This window comes from Nesterenkonia halotolerans (assembly GCF_014874065.1).
In the GTDB taxonomy this organism is placed as follows: domain Bacteria; phylum Actinomycetota; class Actinomycetes; order Actinomycetales; family Micrococcaceae; genus Nesterenkonia; species Nesterenkonia halotolerans.
In genome coordinates, this window is sequence record NZ_JADBEE010000001.1 from 909,837 (window position 1) to 925,699 (window position 15,863).

A 15,863-nucleotide genomic window follows, 5' to 3' on the forward strand; every position below is an offset into this window, starting at 1 on the left:
GCCTATGCGGCAAGTCACGAAGAGGACGACGACGGCGCCAGCTCGCCTACCAGCCCCCGAGCAGAAACCTCACCTAGGCTGACCTCATGCCCGTTCATGACGCCCCTGCACACCACCCGATCCTCGAATCCAAGACCCTCCAGACGACGCCCATCTATGACCTGGTGGAGGAGACCTTCCGTTTCGGCGAGGCCAAAGAGACGCTCACGAGGGCGTTCCTGATGCATCTCAGCGCGGTCGCGGTCATCGCCGTGGACGAGCAGGACCGAGTGCTGCTGATTCGCCAGTACAGGCATCCGCTGCGGCAGAACATGTGGGAGGTCCCCGCCGGACTCTTGGACACCGAGGGCGAGTCGATGCTCGACGCCGCAGCACGAGAGCTGCACGAAGAAGCTGACATCAGCGCCGAGACCTGGCATACGCTCGCGGATTTCACCACCACGCCTGGCGCCTCGAATGAGGCCATCCGGATCTACCTCGCCGAGGGCATCTCCGCGACGCCCGAGGAGGACCAGCACGAACGTGAGGGCGAGGAAGCCGAGATCGTGAAGACCTGGCTCCCGCTGGCCGAGGCCGTGCGGGCGGTGTTGGCCGGTCAGATCCATAACCCCAGCGCAGTCACCGGAATTCTGGCGCTGCATGCGCTGCGCACCGGGGCCGGAGAGCTGCGCGACGCGCGGGCGCCCTGGGTGGACCACCCGCGCGGGATCAAGCCCTAGTGCACCACCCAGGGGTGCGCGTGTAGGAGTGTCAGTCCTCCGCGGGTTTGAGCCGGATGCACTGGCTCAGCGCAGCCTGCAGCAGATTCCACTGGGACTTCGGCCAGGTGGGGTCGAGAATCTCGAAGTTCGCGGCATGACTGAAGGAGCCATACCAAAGTTCGACCCTCGGGTGGCGCCCAGGTTCGGCGGCGCCAGTGAAAGGGTCCAATCCGCGGATACGAACGGTGTATCCCGAAAATTGTGCCTCGATGGGTATCCCGTTAAGGGATCTCCGTTTAAGTGCTCTGATCAAGTCTGTAGTTGTACGCGTTGATAAACGTTGCATTGCTTCTTTCGCCAAGTGTGGTGCGTCACATGGATATCACACCGTCTCACACCTGACGCGAATTGCAACCCCGTACCCCTATCGAAAGCGAAGCCCAAACCCTTGACCGGGGCAGAAGACCCACCTAGCGTGTAAGCAACTACTTACGCGTTGGAGGCGAGCGTGCCACTCAAGGATCCACTGAGCATGACCTTCAGCGCGCTGGCCGATCCCACCCGACGCGACATCCTCGCGCGGCTCCGCAAACATCCCCTCACCGTGAGCGACCTCGCCGAGCACTACGCCATGAGCAGGGCCGGTGTCTCCCAGCACCTCACGGTTCTGGAGCGCGCAGACCTGGTCCAGCGCAGCCGGCGGGGACAGTGGACGGAATGCACCCTCTCCCCCGCGGCATTGGATCCCGCCTCGGAGTGGATCGAACAGCAGCGCGCCGAATGGAAAGAGCGACTCGACCGCCTCGAGGAACACCTCGACCGGAAGACCGCACTCCATGAGAAACACACCGAGAAAGGCGAAGAGAAATGATCGACGAAACCAAAGGCTTCACCCTGGCTCGAACATTCGCCGCCACCCCCGAGGAGGTCTGGTCCGCGTGGACCAACCCCGATGAAGCGGCACAGTGGTTCCACCCCGAAGGAGCTTCCACACCACGAGAATCTGTGGAGATGGATGTCCGCGAAGGCGGTCGCTATACCTACACGATGGTCAATGACGCCGATGGCACCAGGTACGTCACCGGCGGGGTCTATCGCGAGGTCTCACCGTATGAGCGCCTGGTCTTCACCTGGGGCGACCCGCTGGGCGATCCGGACGAGACCCCTGTGGTGACTCTCGTGTTCACCCCCACCGCGGAGGGCACCCACATGAGCTTCGAACTCCGTGGGGTCGATGGCGCTGAGGGTGATGAGTACTTCTACGACGGCTGGGACAGTGCCTTGAACGTGCTCGGTGAGTACCTCAGCCGACCCTGAGGGAATCGCACCGAGGGCCCGCCGCGGCGTGAGTTGGCCGGAGCCACCCGGATCAACCTGAGTCAGTTCTCATCCTCAGCGGTGGAGGCCATGGCTATCGCAAATTCTGTGCCTTGCTCGAGGCCTTCGTTGGTGATGACAACCTCCCCATCAGGCTCGTAGTTCGGCTCGATGAGCTGGACGGAGCCTTCTTCACCGCAGGAAATATCGAGCACCTCGCCGTCGAGGAGGAACTCGCCTCCCTCGGGGCTACCCTTGCACGCGGCAAAGAGTGAGACCTCGTCTTCCGTGGCCGTCCATTCAGACCTGCCGCCTGCAGGCCCGGCGTTCGCAGCACTCGATCCCACAATATAGTCGCGGCCTTCGTCTTCTATGTGCTGCCTCACCTTGGAGAGCAGTCCGCTCGACCCCGGATCCTCAGCACTGGGACCGCCGGCGCTGCATCCAGTGAGAATCGCCGCCGCACCGCCTGCCAAAACCATCTTCCTTGCCGCGTGCATTCGTTCCTGCTTCAGCTGGCCTTCTGCTTCTGTCTGCTGCCGCTGCTCTTCGCAGTGCCCTTGGACGAGGCGCCCTTGGATTCACCTTTCGTTGCCCCGCCTTTGGACGACCCCTTCGCTGAGCCACTCTTCGAGCCCGAGTCCCCGGACCCCTTCCCGGAGCTCTTTCGCCGGGAATCCACGGACTGTTTCAGCGCCTCCATGAGGTCAATGACGTTGCCGTCCCCTTCTTCCTCATCCTCGACATCGCCGAAGGTGGCCTCGGTATCGATGTCCTCCCCATGGGCAAGCTTCTCCTCCACCAAGGTGTGCAGCTGATCCTGGTACTCGTCCTTGAACCGATCCGGATCAAAATCCTCGGAGTAGGAGTCCACCAGCGAGGTGGCCATCTCTTGTTCCTTCTTGGTCAGCCGTGACTTGGGAATGTCGAAATCGGGCTCGCGGAGCTCATCGGCCCAGCGAAGCCCCTGCAGCACGATCACGTCATCGCGGACGCGCAGCACGCCGAGTCGGGTCTTCGAGCGCAGCGTGAACGTCACGATCGCCACTCGCGAGGATTCCTCCAGGGTTCGGCGCAGCAGCACATAGGCCTTCGCTGACTTCCCGGCGGGCTCGAGGTAGTAGGACTTGTCCAGCTCCATCGAGTCGATCTGGTCCTCAGGCACGAACTGCTCCACGGCGATCTCCTTGGAGTCATCCGCGGGCAGGTCCCCGAGTTCCTCCTTGGTGAGGACCACCGTGGATTCACCGGAATCGTAGGCCTTGTCGATGTCCTTGTAGTCGACCTTCTCACCGCAGACCTCGCAGTGGCGCTCGTAGCGGATCCGGCCGCCGTCGTCGTCGTGGACCTGATGCAGGGACAGATCGTGGCTCTGCGTGGCCGAATACAGCTTGATCGGCACCGTCACCAGCCCAAAAGACACTTCGCCAGACCAGATCGCCCGCATGGCTCACTCCTGTGGTTGCTCGTGATGGTTGTTCCTCGGTGCCGCTGGCTCCATGACACCACAGCTGCCCTGACCAGGAAAGACGCGGCCAACGACGACGGCGCGGGCTCGGTCTTCCAGGACCGGCTGGTGACCGACGCACCACATTCGGACAGGAGCCCTCATCTGGATTCCAAGACTCACCTGATGACGGCCAAGAAGGGTCTGGCGGAGGCAGTGAACCATTGGTACAGTACCAACATGACACACACTACGGAGTTCCCGTCTTCGGTCAACGCGCGGTCCCTTCTTCTGCCCTACACCCTCATCCTGCTCGGCTCCATGCTCGCCATCCAGGCCGTCATCGCTCTCGCCGGCGGGGAGATCACCCTGCTCGCCGGAGTGCTGACCGCGGTGGTAGGCGCTGGGATCCTGCTGTGGGTATGGCGGAACTACCGGCAGCTCACACATGTCCGCTTCGGCCTTGCGATAGCGCACGCCATTGCCTTTGCCGCAGTGACGACGTCCTTCAACCTCCACGCCGCCCTCCACACCATGAGTCTCAGCTCGGGCGGGGCGGACCTGGAAAGTGCCGCGCAAGTCATGCTCGCGGGCCCCTGGTTCGGCGCAACCCTGCTGATGAGCGGCGCCTGGGGGTTGGGACTGTTGATCCACCTGATCGGTTCGATCCTTGGTCGCGGATGGGAGGACTGAGCGTGACCGGTGGTCGTCCCAACGAAAACCAGGAATGGGTATCCGCTCGCGTCGACGCCTGGGTGGAGACATATAAGAAATCAATGTTGGGCCCGGTGATCCTCGGTGTCGTCGCCCGACACCCGCAGCTCACTGTCTCAACGGTGGCGGAGCAAGTGGCCCGCGAGACGGGGTGGCAGATCACCGAGCGGGGTCTCTACCGCACCCTCAAACGACTGGAGGATTCCGGCCTGCTGACCAGTACCGAAGTCGCGGCAGCCCGGACGGGCGCCAAGCGCAAACAGATCAGGCTGACGGATCTGGGTTCAGAGTTCCTCGCCGGTGTGACCGAAAACCTCATCGACCTTCCGCCCTCGGGCAGCTAGCACACCCGACGGCGGTACGCGGCCCGAGCCAGCAGAGGGGCCCCGACGAGCAGCCCCAGACACCAAACGCACCGGGCCGGACATGGTCTCGGTGGGCACGAAGGCGGAACTGATCAAAGGCAGGAAGATCAGTGGATAGGCGAAAGCGCTCGCCCCGTCCACCGTCTTCGCCAAGAGAACCGCGATCACGGCGACTGCTCCTCCTCCTCGGCACGCTCGATGGCCTGGGTCAAGCGTGCGCGTTCCTTATTGATCCACTGCCCCTCGGAGTAGTTAGCGAGGAAGGTCTCGGCGAACTCCACCGGATCCTCCCCCACCACCGCACTGACGGGGGTGCCGTCCGCGGCGCTCTGCTCGAAGAGGTCAACGAGGTCCTCCAGCATCTTGATCAGCACCTCGCCGGTGGCGATCGCCCCGGCGTACATCAGGTACCGCTCCAGGGCCTCGATGGCAGTGCGATAGCTGGGCGGGAGCTGCTCCCGACGAGCCTTGTACTGGCGGTAGCGCTTCTTGCCCTCGAGCGACCCGGTGACCTTCTCGATCCAACGTGGTGCCATGACTACTTCTCCCCTTTGCGGAGCTGTTCAAGACGTTCTGAGAGGAAGCTCCAGGTCCTCCAGAACTCGTCGAGATATTCACGACCCTGCGCATTGATGGAATAGACCTTGCGTGGGGGCCCCTTCTCGGAGGGCACCTTCTTCACATCCACGAGGCCGCGCTGTTCGATCCGCACCAGCAGTGCATAGACGGTGCCTTCGGCAATGTCGGTGAATCCCTGCTCACGCAGCCAGGCGGTGATCTCATAGCCGTAGGCCGAGCGGTCGGCCAGCAGCGCGAGGACGATGCCCTCCAGGGTTCCCTTGAGCATTTCGGTGGCCTGCTTGCCCATGACTCCCCCTGCTTAGCTACTCAGTGATGTTGACTACCAGTACAAAGTAACACTGAGTAGTGGGGGCTACAAGGGTCGGTGGCCCCCTCTTGAAGCGCGCAGAAGCACCCTTCGCGCCCCTGGGGCAACGCCCTCCGCATCCCTGGGGCGATTACGGGCGCCATGAAACGAATCAACGGCGTTATTCCGCCCGTTGGCGCCCCAGGGATGCTCGGCGGGGTTCGTCGAGGGGCTCCTCACGGGCTCCCCTCATCGATTGGGCGGAAATCGTCGCTATGAGGCCCCGCCCGCTCCTCTTTCCGACGTTTTCTGCCCAACAGTTAGGGGCAGGCGCGCGCAGAGCTCCCATCGCTCGCCGGGACCTACGCTTCGAAGATCTCCCCGTTGCGCGGCATGCTCAGCACCGCGTTCTCCGCAGGCTCCTTCGCGATCTCCGCGAGGGACGGCTCGATCTCTCCGGGTCGCGCAATGTTCGCCCAGGTCATCTTGAGCCCAGCCGCCGCGTTCGGGTTCGGCCGGTCCATGAGGTGCACATGCAGGTGCGGCTCCGAGGTGTTCCCGGTATTGCCGACCTCCCCCAGCGGGTCACCAGCATCCACTCGCTGACCCACCCCGACGACGACGCTGCCGGTCCTGAGGTGGGCGTATACCGCGGCCGTGCCATCGTCGTGGTGGACGATCACGTGATTGCCGATGATCGCCCGCTGCCCGCCCAGAGTGCGGAGCGCCCCCTCGAGGGTCATCATGTACAGCAGGGCCTGCCAGGTGTTCCGCGCCCGATGATCGCGGGAGCGGGACCATGTCCGCGTCACCACACCGGGAGCCATGGCATAGACGGGTGCACCGAAGCTGGGGTATTCCTGCGGGCGAGACCCGCGCCAGGCCTTGCGCACCTTGGCGGGAGTCGCCGCCGTCGCCGGCTGGAGGATGTCGACCGCCGCGTACTGGCCCAGGAATCGACTGCCGTGGCTCGGCAGCTGCTGGCCTGGGGTGTTCAGCGCCGCCCATCGGCCACGGACGGGTGACGCCATGACGTGAGGCTCGTGCTCGTCGGCCTTGGGATGAACACCGGAGAGCAGCGCGCCGAGCGCGATCACCACCAGCAACACCATGGACGGCACGGATCTGACGAAGTCTGGGACGGCACCGAGCACGCCCAGCACCCCCAGCGTGACCCCGAGCAGGACCGGGAGGAGCCAGAGCGGCTTGAGACGGGAAATGGCTCGGCGCATCAGCGATCAACCCCCAGCAGGATCACCAGCAGCGGCACGATGCGCGCCGGCGGAATCTCGTAGCGACCGGACCCCAGCGCGGTGGCCCATCCCGCGGCGACCAGCTGCCGCAGGTGGTGGTACACCTGGCCGCTGGTGCCGAAGTCGCCAGCCTCGAGAATCTCCTCCACCGTGGAGGCGTCGGTGAGCAGTCGCTGCAGCAGACGCAGCCGCACGGGGTGCGCCAGCGCGGAGAGCGACTCGGCCCGGGCGCCAAAGTCCGTCTCAAACAGCTCCGACGCCGCGACCTGCATCTGCCACTCGGCACGGTGGCCTTTCGGCACGGTGACCGCACCGGTCATGAGCACCGATCCCCCCGGGTCCGGGGCGCGCTGCTTGAGCGCCTCCAACGCCCAGAAGATCTCTTCCTGGGTCTCAGGACTCGGGGGAGCCGCGGAAGATTCCAGAGCCGCAAGACGCTCTTCGACCTGGGCGACACGTTGGGAAAGTTCACGCACAGGATCGTCATCACTCATGAGACAACCCTAGCCAAATCACGGAATTACGTAAATACAACCGATCAGCGAATTTCCGTAATGAAGTCGAAACAAGAGTCAATCGAGTGCCGCAGCCGCCTAGCGCCGCCACCATCGTCCGAGTGGATCGCCATGCGACTCGACGGCCTGGGCCATGACATAGGCCTCTTGACCAGAGGGCTGCGGCGGAGACTCGGGCCACTCCGGGGATTCACCATCAAGCCGCTTGTTCCGCTTGTGCAACCATCCGGCAGCGAGCGTGACTCCGGACATGGCCCCCGAGATCCACGGCTGGGACGCCATTGGATCGTTGCCGATGACGAGTGAGAGCCACCAACAGATCAACAGCGCGGCGACGCCGGTGAGGACCCGCTCGGCGATCTTCGACATGCTGAGATTCTACTGATTCAGCGTTTTGTTCAAACCCCTGAACTGGACTTTTCCGCAGTCAGAGGCGCGTCATACACCGAAGGGCACTGCCAATGCGCGGCAGTGCCCTTCGATAGAGGTTCTTGAATCAGCGCTTCTTGGTGCCCTTCTCGTACTGCGACAGCGCCAGTCCGAGACCGAAGAAAGTGGGCGCCCAGTGACCGACGAAGATGCCCCACCGATCAGCCTGCGGCTTGGAATCTTCAGGCTTGAAGCGGGAAACCGTCCAGCTGAGGAACGAAAGTCCCACCGACGCCAATCCAGCGTTATAGGCGTGATCAGAACGAAGGCCGAGGTTATGAAGTATGGAAAGCATGTGACTCCTCACAAAGTGATCGTTGTCAGTACCCGGGCAAACCGGGAACCTGACACGAACCTACGGCCGCAACCTGGACGCCCGGTGGCCGTTGCCTCCGTTTATTCTCCGTACTCCGAGCCTCGGTGCTCGGAGTGTGCCAACGCTGACTGTGTCAGCAGCGAGCCTGTGCTGAAGACGAGGCCGGCGGTGACCAGGGGAAGGTAGCCGCCGAGCCCATCCTCCCCGGTCGCGCTCATCTGGAGGTACACGAAGACGACGACGGCGATCGCCGCCCATGCTGCGAGGAACCCGATCCTTGTCGCGAGACTGGCGCGGCGGACACTCGTCGAATCGCCAGGTGAGCCGGATGGAGACTCCGCTCCGGTCAGACCTAACCAGTCGCCGAACCTCTCGGTGCGTGATGAACTCATACAACGCACGCTACCGGCGGGAGTTGGGGAAAAACTACTGGTCAAACGTCGATATCCCAGCCGAAGACCCTGCAATCTCCTGCAGCGCCCGCACATGCGCGGCGAACGCAGAGCGCCCCGGCTTGGTCAGAGACAGCCAGGTGATCCTGCGTGCGTCACCCCGGCCCTCGGACGCGGACTTGCTGGAAGAGACGTAGCCGGCCGCCGCGAGAGTCTTCAGGTGCTTGGACAGCGTGGCATCCGAGACCTCCAGGGTGTCACGCAGCACGGCGAAGTCAAGGTGATCCACGGGGTGCAGAAGCCCGCAGATCCGCAGGCGGACCGGGGCGTGGATCGTCTCGTCGAACCTCGCCTCAGGCACCGCGCAGTCGCTCCACGGCTGAGCGGTACGCGACGCCGGCCAGCCACGTCGTCCCAGCGAAGGCGAGGAGACTGGTCAGCACAACGACCCAATGCAGGCCGAAGGAGACCAGCCCGAGCGAGATGCTGAAGAGCACCAGGCAGACGACGACGATGCCCACCACGGCCCAGCCGGCTCGCGCGCCCATCGCCCGGAAGCGAACTCCGGTCTCGCGCCTGATCAGGTGCGCGACAACGAGGACGCCTACGAGAGCGAGCCAACCCGAGGTGGGCGGCTCATAGTCCGCTCCTGGATTCGCGGAGGCCGCACCGGAGACCCACCACGCACCGATGCCACCGAACGCCGCGAGCAGCACCCAGGGCACGTGGACGCTGGAAGCAAGGCGCTCCCGGTCTGCGGAGAGCGCATCCAGGGCACCGATGGCTTCATCTGATGACGGAGGAGCGGAGTAGTTTTCCATAGCGGAAAGAGTATCGATCAATTTCCGTCACGGCAAGTCACATGAACGCCCACGAGGAGAGTCACTCGAACAACTGTGCGTTTTCCTTCAACGCCCCTCGCCCATCCAGCTCAATCACCGTATCGATGCTCAACCGGGCGAGGAACTCGAGGTCGTGGCTCACAACAAGGAGTGCTCCGCGATACGCGTCCAGCGCTTCTGCCAGTTGCTCGACGCTGGTGATGTCGAGATTGTTCGTGGGTTCATCGAGGATCAGAAGCTGCGCGGGTGGTTCCGCCAGCAGCAATCTCGCGAGGCTGACGCGGAAGCGTTCTCCCCCGGAAAGGCTGGAGACTGGTCGATCGACGGTCGACCCACGCAGCAGCAGCCGGGCAAGTTGGTTCCGCACGTCCCCAGCTGGGGAAGCAGGGGCGGCCTCTTGCACGTTCTCCACGGCAGAGCGTGACTCGTCGAGCTCATTCAGCCGCTGTGGCAGGTACCCCACTCGATCAATCAGCAGCTCTCCTGTGGTCTTCGCGGGGAGCTCGGAACCACTCTTATGCACCAGTCGCTCGAGCAGGGTCGTTTTACCGGAACCATTCGGCCCCACCAGAGCCACGCGCTCCGGCCCTTGAATCGTGACGGTCCGGGTCCCATCGCGCAGCTCGGCGATCTTGCGACCCCGCGGTACACCGGGGTCAGGCAGCGCGAGGTGAATGTGCTCATCGTCCCGCACCTTGGCATCTGAAGCGTCTACCACCGCCTGAGCCGCCCGCACCTTGTCCTGGTGGGTCGAACGCATGGCTCCTGCCGAGACCTGCGCCTTGCTCGCACGGTTCCCGGCGAGGATCTTCGGAATGCCCCCACTGGCCTGGGTCCGTTTCCCCGCTCGCTCCCGCCGGGCATTCTTGGTTTCAGCTTCGACGCGCTGCTTCTTCTCGACCCTGAGCGCTTGTTGAGCAGTCCGTGCGGCCTGGACAGCGGCCGCCTGCTGATGCTCGAGGTGCTCGCTGAACTGGCTGTACGGGCCCCCAAATACGTCGACGCGTCCGGAATGCAGTTCCGCGGTCGAGTCCATATGCTCGAGCAGTTCCAGATCGTGACTGACGACGACGAGGGTGCCCTGCCAATCGTCGACGAACTCCGTGAGCTTTGCCCGGGTGGGACGATCGAGGTTGTTGGTGGGTTCATCGAGGAGTGTGATCGGCGCGCGCCGGAGGCGCAATCCGGTGATCGCGATGAGCATCGCTTCTCCCCCGGAGACGTCAGAGATCGGTCGACGCAGATCGGCGGCGGAGAATCCGATCTCGTTCAGCGCCGCGTCAGCGCGGGCCTCGATGTCCCAGTCGTCACCTACGGCATCGAAGTGGCGAACGTCCGCATCGCCACCTTCTATTGCCTGGAGCGCCGAAAGCGTGTCCTCGATTCCCAGCAGTCCCGCGACGGTGGCCCCCGCTTCAGTCGTCAGGGTCTGGGAGAGGTAGCCGACGTCGCCCGTCGTGCTGATGAGCCCGGATGTAGGGGTCAGGTGACCGGCGATCAAGCGCAGAAGTGTCGATTTCCCGGCCCCGTTGCGACCGACTAAACCGGTGCGGCCAGTGGTCAAGGTTCCGTTGAGCTGGTGGAGAGCAGTCGTGCCGTCCGGCCACTCGAAGGAAAGATCGTGCAGGGTGATGGCTGATGGTGCTGACATGGAATGAAGTCCTTGGATACTCGCCCTGATCCGGGCATACGCGGTAGATGTGATTCCCTCCGGGCGCTGAGATGCGCGAGCACGGAGGCCAACAAGCCGGACGTACGGACCACTCAAGAAAATAGCCGGGATCGGTGATCACAGACGGCTGAAGAGAGAAGTTGCCACCGTTCGCGCTAGAACGCCCCAGACCCGGAAGCCACCGAACGTCAGATGGCTAGGCTTTGTCTACTTCAATATCCATGAGTACAAGGTACCAGCCCCGGCTCGGGCGCGTCCTGCTAGTTCTAAGCCTGTGGGGTCGTCTACCGTGGCGGAGTGATATGCCGCCAGGCCCAGGGTGCCCAGCACTGCCGAGACGTCCCGCGGTGACTGGAAAACAGCCGACGACGGCGGCAGGTGGGCCGCGAGGTGCACCCACTCCCCTGCCTCGGTGGGCAGCGTGAGGACCGAGCTGTAGCCGCGTTCCGCCCCGCGGGCGGTGAGCTCCAGACCCGAGAGCGTTTGGTGAGGCACCCGTTTGGGGCCGAATCCTGGCAGGGCTGAGGCCAGCCCGGCAGGTTCGAAGACCCTGCCCATCCAGCCATGCATCCTCTGCCGGGTCTCCACCGACAGGACCGGGGGCTCAGCGAGTTCTGTCGCGGCGGTTGCTGCAGTCTCGAGATCACTCGGAATCCTGAGGGCGCGCAGCAGCTCCAGCGTCCCCGCACAGGTGGTCCGACCGAGCAACCCCTCGCCCCAGGACTCGGCTTCCTCGGTACCCGTGAACTGGAACGTGTTCAGGCCCAGCGTGTCCACCAGACTCTGGGCCTCTGCGAGAAGGTCGACCCCCTCCGACTTCGTGAACTCCAGCAGCGCCAGGACGCAGGCTGCATCGCCAGTAGAGAAGACTAGGTTTACCGCGTCATCGACGCTGAGCTCAAGGTCTCCGGACATCAGCTGCAGCGTCCCGGTGCGGGCGCCCGCGCGGTGCTCGACCGTGACCGTCAACGTGTGTTCCAGGAATCCTTCATCGCCCTCGCCGAGATGCGCCAGGGTCAGCCCGAGGAACAGTTTTCCGACGCCGGCCAGGTCATGCGCCTCCTCTGCCCGGGACGCAGGTGTGTCCGTGCCATAACCGGTGACCGGCTTCGCATCAGCGGCGCCCACCGCGAACCGCAGCTCGGGATACGCGGTAGCGCACTCCTGCAGACTCAGCATCCTCACCTCAGCGACCATGTGCCCACTCCTCCACGGCCAGACCCAGCTCCGCGAACACGTCGAAGGCCGCTGCCCGTCCCGGAACCCCCGAGGGCAGCAGGGTCGGGATGTTCTCCGCGTAGGCCGCGACCGCCGCCAGGGGCGTGCCAGCACCAGAGAGTGCCAGCCCCACCTGGGAGAGGCTGCGCAGGCCGCGTCCGTTCTTCTCTGCGAACCGGATCCGGCTGCAGGCGACCCCTAACGCGGGGGTGAACAGCCCGAGCATCGCGTCCCGGGCGAACTCGCAAAGCTCACGCGAGACCAACAGCTGAGCGGCGGCAGCGTCATCCACGCAGCCACGGCCCAACTTCTCCAGCAGGCGGGACTGGTCCTGCGCCGTCGTCGTGGTGAGGGTGTCCAGGGAGTGGCTCCAGGTCAGGTCGCCGGTGCGCGGGAAGATCTCGCGGTGCAGGGTGGCGTGCAGGCCCATCCAGGCGCAGTAGTCGTTGACCCATTGCAACGGGTCGGGGCGGACGGAGCCGATGGCGGCGAAGACCAGCTGGGTGCAGATGTTATCCGAGGTGCTCATCATCTGCGCCAGGGAGTCGCGCAGGCTCAGCGAGATCCCGGCGGAGAGGTTCCGCATGATCCCGGCCTGAACCCCGTCCTTCATCTCCTCGGTGATGACCGAACGGTCCTCGAGGCTCAGCTCGCCGGTCTCCACCAGCGCAAGGCAGGCCAGCAGGACACTGACCTTGCGAGTGCTGAAGGAGGCGACGGCGCGGGTGGAATCGCAGCCGATCACCTCGCCGGTGCCGATGGGTCGGATCTCCCAAGAAAGCGCGAACGGCTGATCTGCAGCGATGCGGGTGACCGCAGATTCGAGCTGTTGCAGCTGCTGCTCCACACGACTCCTCATCACTGCGTCTGCCGGATTCTTTAACATGGTCGCGACCGCTCAATTACGGACTGGAATTGAGGCGACGACAGGTAGATCCATCTGCCGTCATTTGCGGGGCCACCTTATGCAATGGGGCGCTCACGCTTTCGCATGCGTTCAACGAACGCCTACTTCAGGTGGCCTGTGGCCGGACCAGCGACTGATCGTTCCGGCCAGAGACTCCGAGACTGCATAAATTCGGTGGCTGCTGCATCCTCTGTGAACTCCAAGAGGCTACCCACCTTGTCCATCAATACCCCGCGTACTTCGGAAGGCGTTGCGAAGAAAAATTCTTTGCGGAAGTTGGCTTGATTGAGTGCCCTGCTTGCGAAGTGAACATGGAGTTCATTCTCTAGCGTAACGGCGTCCTCAGAGAAGAACAGAGTGTGGATGTCGAAGCGGAACGGCACCGATGCGCCACCCAGTTCGGTTACTCGATCTGCGGGCTCAAGCCTTCTTGTCAGACCAATCTTGACGACCCCGTCTCCGAAGGCACCCCTATTGGAGATCACGTAAATGTACCCAGCCCGGATATTCGCGGCTCTAAAATCGTTCTGAGTGATGGCTTCGTCGATGCTCTCCAAACGGTGTTCTAGCCCACTATCCGCTTGTCCGCTGGCACGCAATGCGTCTAGAGCGTTCATGATGTGACTACGCTCCTTGTCGAGGCGTGCACGCTCTTCGGCTAGTTCACGCTCAACGCGTCGTTCTTCCCGTAACCGCGCTCGCTCTTCGCGTTCAGCTTCCTTCTCTTCTTGCTTCCGCATCAACCAATCCGCAGTGAGCTCGATCTCTTGGTTCCTCAGCTGATGAAATTCCTCACTTATGTGCATTTCCATCATGTTCCCGAGCTTGGCGATTGCGGTGCGTGACGCTTCAAGTCGCCGCTTGGCGGTGACGACGTTGCCGACCCGCAGGGATCGGATGCTGTTGTCTGCTTCCGCGTTGTAGGCACGGAGCATTAGTTTGGCCAGATCCTGAGCCATACGTCGGCCCTTGGCCAGAGAGTTGTCGAACGTGAAGCGATTCGACTTCACGATCGCCCTATCCAGCTTGACAAGCTCTACGACCTGGGCCTCTATCTCATTCAGGCGGTCTCTGAATGCTGCGGCATTCTCTAGAGGGTGGTGATATCGATAGATTCCAACTTCCTGCAAGACTCGTGAATCGTCGAGTTCGACGTACTCGGTTGAACTAGATGCCTGCGCCGCCAGTTGCTGCCTCAGTGCAGAGTTCTCGGCCTCCAGGAATGCGACCCGGGCAGATCCTTGCGCCGGCTCCGACGATTGGGGTTCCCGAGCTGGCTCTGCCACAGGACGGGCAGCGGCTTCCGCTGCCGAACCACTACTCCCCTCGGGCTGGATCCAAAGCTCCCAGCCCGCCGGAGGTTCGGGCCATGCTGGGTCTGGAGTCCATCCGACTGGAGGCCGCCAGCCAGGAGGGGGCTTTGGCCAGCCTGGCGGCGGATTGAAAACCGGACTGAGTCCTTCTTCTCGGCTCACGAGCGCCGAACCCCTGAACCGTTGGCGGGGACAAGTCCCAGAGGGTTCTTGGACAGGGCCGCACCAAGATGTTCTAGCGTGGCAGCTGGTACAACTGCGGACAGATCCAGCTCCGAGAAGACCTCACGCGAGGCTGCTACTGCAACGAAGGGAACATAGGCTTCCCGCCCGGTAGCTGGATCCACCGCGTTCGTTCCAACTTCCAAGGCGATGCCCTGAACAAGGTTTCGACGGTCAGCCTCGAAGACTTCATGAATCGTCCGCAAGGCAACTTGGTGAACCACACCCGAGTAGCGGTCCTTCGCATCTTTCTGGGATAGCGCCGTGGGAGTTACTTCGTCACTCGCCTTGACGTACCGGTATGTCTTGATCCTCGGAATGGAGTCTGGAGCTGGTATTTGCACCTTGAGGGCGAGCTCGGCATTCGCAGGATCGAACGTTGCGTCATGCTCCACGGTGAATCCCTCCGGGTACACAGAGTTCGCTAGGACGATTCCTATGTACTCCTGCACCGCGTCCACTGCCCCGTAGCTGAGGTTTGCGATGAACTGGTCCAGCGAAGCGTTGTGTTCGGCGACCGCCCTTTCCCGCCGAGCGTAATCTTCTTCGTACTGGTCCAGCTTCGCTTGAAGCGACTGCTGTCGTTCGACTTCCTGATTTGCATGGCGTTCTGCAAGTCTCTTGCGCTCAAGCGGAAGTTGCCGAATCTCCCTCTCCCAATCAGCAACGGCCACCTCAAAGTCTGATTCGGCTTTGGCCTGCGCCTCTGCGAGCTTCTTCTTCCGTCCAAATAAACCTGAGGGAGCGGCTGGCGGCCGGTAGACCGGCGCCTCGGGATCGGGAAGTACAGCGGGGGGTGGCACTGGCTTTCTCAAGTGATCGCCGGCGAAAGGCGGATGCCGGACCGTCCTACGCAGCTTCTCGAGATCTACGAAGTCATCTACGTTGAGTGTCGCTTCGAGAAGCGTGTCTAGGCCGTCATAGACACTTGCGAGTTCGGCGTTGAGCTGTTCAACCTCAGCCTGCTTGGCTTCAACATGCGCCGCCGTCGCTTCTCTCTCCATACGCTTTCGGTCAGCCTCTGAAGCCCGACTCGCGGCCATGATTGCCCGCTCTTCTGCCTTCCGCGCCTGCTCTCTCCGACGCTGTGCAGCCTCGCGCTCACGCTCAGCGGCCCGCTGTCGCTGCGCGGCAAGCTTATTCTGGTGCTGCAGCTCTGCTAAGAAACCTCGTTTACGCCCCACGGCTACCTCTCGATTGGATGTGTGCCACATTACCAATTGAAGAGAATCTGTATTGCCTGTTTTGGCGCGCCAGAGAAAACGGACTGCGAATCTTACCGATCCGCTATGCCCACCTATCCTTTGGGATTCCCAGCTTACGAGACCCGATGAAACACGCCTCGGCTATTCAGCTCCCGCTACCGGGGTGG

General features: G+C 63.1%; 22 protein-coding genes and 1 pseudogene. 5 read left to right on the forward strand and 18 right to left on the reverse strand.

Annotated elements, in window-relative coordinates; translation table 11 throughout:
* Positions 1-86: 86 nt before the first annotated feature.
* Complete coding sequence (locus H4W26_RS04150) at positions 87-719, forward strand: NUDIX domain-containing protein (RefSeq protein ID WP_192590868.1); 633 nt, start codon at positions 87-89, stop codon at positions 717-719.
* 31 nt (positions 720-750) lie between these two features.
* On the opposite strand, the gene H4W26_RS04155 is transcribed toward H4W26_RS04150, so the two are convergent.
* A complete protein-coding gene (locus tag H4W26_RS04155) occupies positions 751-930 on the reverse strand; it encodes a hypothetical protein (protein WP_192590869.1) in 180 nt (59 codons plus the stop codon).
* A gap of 303 nt (positions 931-1,233) precedes the next feature.
* Between H4W26_RS04155 and H4W26_RS04160 the strand changes: the two genes are divergently transcribed.
* Both H4W26_RS04160 and H4W26_RS04165 read left to right on the forward strand, forming a co-directional pair.
* Positions 1,234-1,572 carry an ArsR/SmtB family transcription factor gene (locus tag H4W26_RS04160; protein ID WP_192590870.1) on the forward strand — a complete coding sequence of 113 codons (339 nt, stop codon included), beginning with the start codon at positions 1,234-1,236 and terminating at the stop codon, positions 1,570-1,572.
* Positions 1,569-2,018 carry an SRPBCC family protein gene (locus tag H4W26_RS04165; protein ID WP_192590871.1) on the forward strand — a complete coding sequence of 150 codons (450 nt, stop codon included), beginning with the start codon at positions 1,569-1,571 and terminating at the stop codon, positions 2,016-2,018. The genes H4W26_RS04160 and H4W26_RS04165 overlap by 4 nt, the downstream gene beginning before the upstream one ends.
* Before the next feature lie 62 nt (positions 2,019-2,080).
* On the opposite strand, the gene H4W26_RS04170 is transcribed toward H4W26_RS04165, so the two are convergent.
* Together H4W26_RS04170 and ku are read right to left on the reverse strand one after the other, a co-directional pair.
* Positions 2,081-2,518 carry a hypothetical protein gene (locus H4W26_RS04170; RefSeq protein ID WP_192590872.1) on the reverse strand — a complete coding sequence of 146 codons (438 nt, stop codon included), beginning with the start codon at positions 2,516-2,518 and terminating at the stop codon, positions 2,081-2,083.
* A gap of 11 nt (positions 2,519-2,529) precedes the next feature.
* Positions 2,530-3,465, reverse strand: coding sequence for a non-homologous end joining protein Ku (ku, locus tag H4W26_RS04175; RefSeq protein WP_192590873.1), 936 nt, complete (start codon positions 3,463-3,465; stop codon positions 2,530-2,532).
* Between the two features lie 240 nt (positions 3,466-3,705).
* On the opposite strand from ku, the gene H4W26_RS04180 reads away from it, so the two are divergent.
* Together H4W26_RS04180 and H4W26_RS04185 are read left to right on the forward strand one after the other, a co-directional pair.
* Positions 3,706-4,158, forward strand: coding sequence for a hypothetical protein (locus tag H4W26_RS04180; RefSeq protein ID WP_192590874.1), 453 nt, complete (start codon positions 3,706-3,708; stop codon positions 4,156-4,158).
* Positions 4,159-4,160: 2 nt separating this feature from the next.
* A complete protein-coding gene (locus H4W26_RS04185; protein WP_192590875.1) occupies positions 4,161-4,523 on the forward strand; it encodes a PadR family transcriptional regulator in 363 nt (120 codons plus the stop codon).
* 66 nt (positions 4,524-4,589) lie between these two features.
* Here the strand turns inward: H4W26_RS04185 and H4W26_RS14105 are convergent.
* From H4W26_RS14105 to H4W26_RS04255, 15 genes and pseudogenes are all read right to left on the reverse strand, one after another.
* A pseudogene (locus H4W26_RS14105) lies at positions 4,590-4,718 on the reverse strand (ABC transporter permease); the annotation flags it as partial.
* On the reverse strand, positions 4,709-5,080 hold the full coding sequence (locus H4W26_RS04190) for a DUF1048 domain-containing protein (protein WP_192590876.1): 372 nt from the start codon (positions 5,078-5,080) through the stop codon (positions 4,709-4,711). The pseudogene H4W26_RS14105 and the gene H4W26_RS04190, both read right to left, overlap by 10 nt.
* Before the next feature lie 2 nt (positions 5,081-5,082).
* Positions 5,083-5,412: a PadR family transcriptional regulator gene (locus tag H4W26_RS04195; protein WP_192590877.1), complete on the reverse strand. Its 330-nt coding sequence runs from the start codon at positions 5,410-5,412 to the stop codon at positions 5,083-5,085.
* 362 nt (positions 5,413-5,774) lie between these two features.
* Entirely contained in the window at positions 5,775-6,644 is an 870-nt protein-coding gene (locus H4W26_RS04200; protein ID WP_192590878.1) for a M23 family metallopeptidase, read from the reverse strand.
* Positions 6,644-7,159 carry a helix-turn-helix domain-containing protein gene (locus H4W26_RS04205; RefSeq protein ID WP_192590879.1) on the reverse strand — a complete coding sequence of 172 codons (516 nt, stop codon included), beginning with the start codon at positions 7,157-7,159 and terminating at the stop codon, positions 6,644-6,646. The genes H4W26_RS04200 and H4W26_RS04205 overlap by 1 nt, the downstream gene beginning before the upstream one ends.
* A gap of 99 nt (positions 7,160-7,258) precedes the next feature.
* Positions 7,259-7,549 (reverse strand): hypothetical protein, encoded by a 291-nt coding sequence (locus tag H4W26_RS04210; RefSeq protein ID WP_192590880.1) that lies wholly within the window; start codon positions 7,547-7,549, stop codon positions 7,259-7,261.
* Between the two features lie 127 nt (positions 7,550-7,676).
* Positions 7,677-7,904 (reverse strand): hypothetical protein, encoded by a 228-nt coding sequence (locus tag H4W26_RS04215; protein ID WP_192590881.1) that lies wholly within the window; start codon positions 7,902-7,904, stop codon positions 7,677-7,679.
* Between the two features lie 101 nt (positions 7,905-8,005).
* Positions 8,006-8,317, reverse strand: coding sequence for a hypothetical protein (locus tag H4W26_RS04220; protein ID WP_192590882.1), 312 nt, complete (start codon positions 8,315-8,317; stop codon positions 8,006-8,008).
* 34 nt (positions 8,318-8,351) lie between these two features.
* On the reverse strand, positions 8,352-8,678 hold the full coding sequence (locus H4W26_RS04225) for a transcriptional regulator (RefSeq protein ID WP_192590883.1): 327 nt from the start codon (positions 8,676-8,678) through the stop codon (positions 8,352-8,354).
* The gene (locus H4W26_RS04230) at positions 8,671-9,138 is read right to left on the reverse strand and encodes a hypothetical protein (protein WP_192590884.1); all 468 of its coding nucleotides are present in this window, start codon (positions 9,136-9,138) and stop codon (positions 8,671-8,673) included. The genes H4W26_RS04225 and H4W26_RS04230 overlap by 8 nt, the downstream gene beginning before the upstream one ends.
* A 61-nt stretch (positions 9,139-9,199) precedes the next feature.
* Positions 9,200-10,810, reverse strand: a complete 1,611-nt coding sequence (locus H4W26_RS04235; RefSeq protein ID WP_192590885.1) for an ABC-F family ATP-binding cassette domain-containing protein — start codon at positions 10,808-10,810, stop codon at positions 9,200-9,202.
* Positions 10,811-11,038: 228 nt separating this feature from the next.
* Entirely contained in the window at positions 11,039-12,028 is a 990-nt protein-coding gene (locus tag H4W26_RS04240; RefSeq protein ID WP_192590886.1) for a serine hydrolase, read from the reverse strand.
* Complete coding sequence (locus H4W26_RS04245) at positions 12,018-12,896, reverse strand: serine hydrolase (RefSeq protein ID WP_192590887.1); 879 nt, start codon at positions 12,894-12,896, stop codon at positions 12,018-12,020. The genes H4W26_RS04240 and H4W26_RS04245 overlap by 11 nt, the downstream gene beginning before the upstream one ends.
* 161 nt (positions 12,897-13,057) lie before the next feature.
* Entirely contained in the window at positions 13,058-14,242 is a 1,185-nt protein-coding gene (locus H4W26_RS04250) for a DUF4041 domain-containing protein (protein ID WP_318779763.1), read from the reverse strand.
* Positions 14,243-14,427: 185 nt separating this feature from the next.
* A complete protein-coding gene (locus tag H4W26_RS04255) occupies positions 14,428-15,495 on the reverse strand; it encodes a hypothetical protein (protein ID WP_225939588.1) in 1,068 nt (355 codons plus the stop codon).
* Positions 15,496-15,863: the final 368 nt, after the last annotated feature.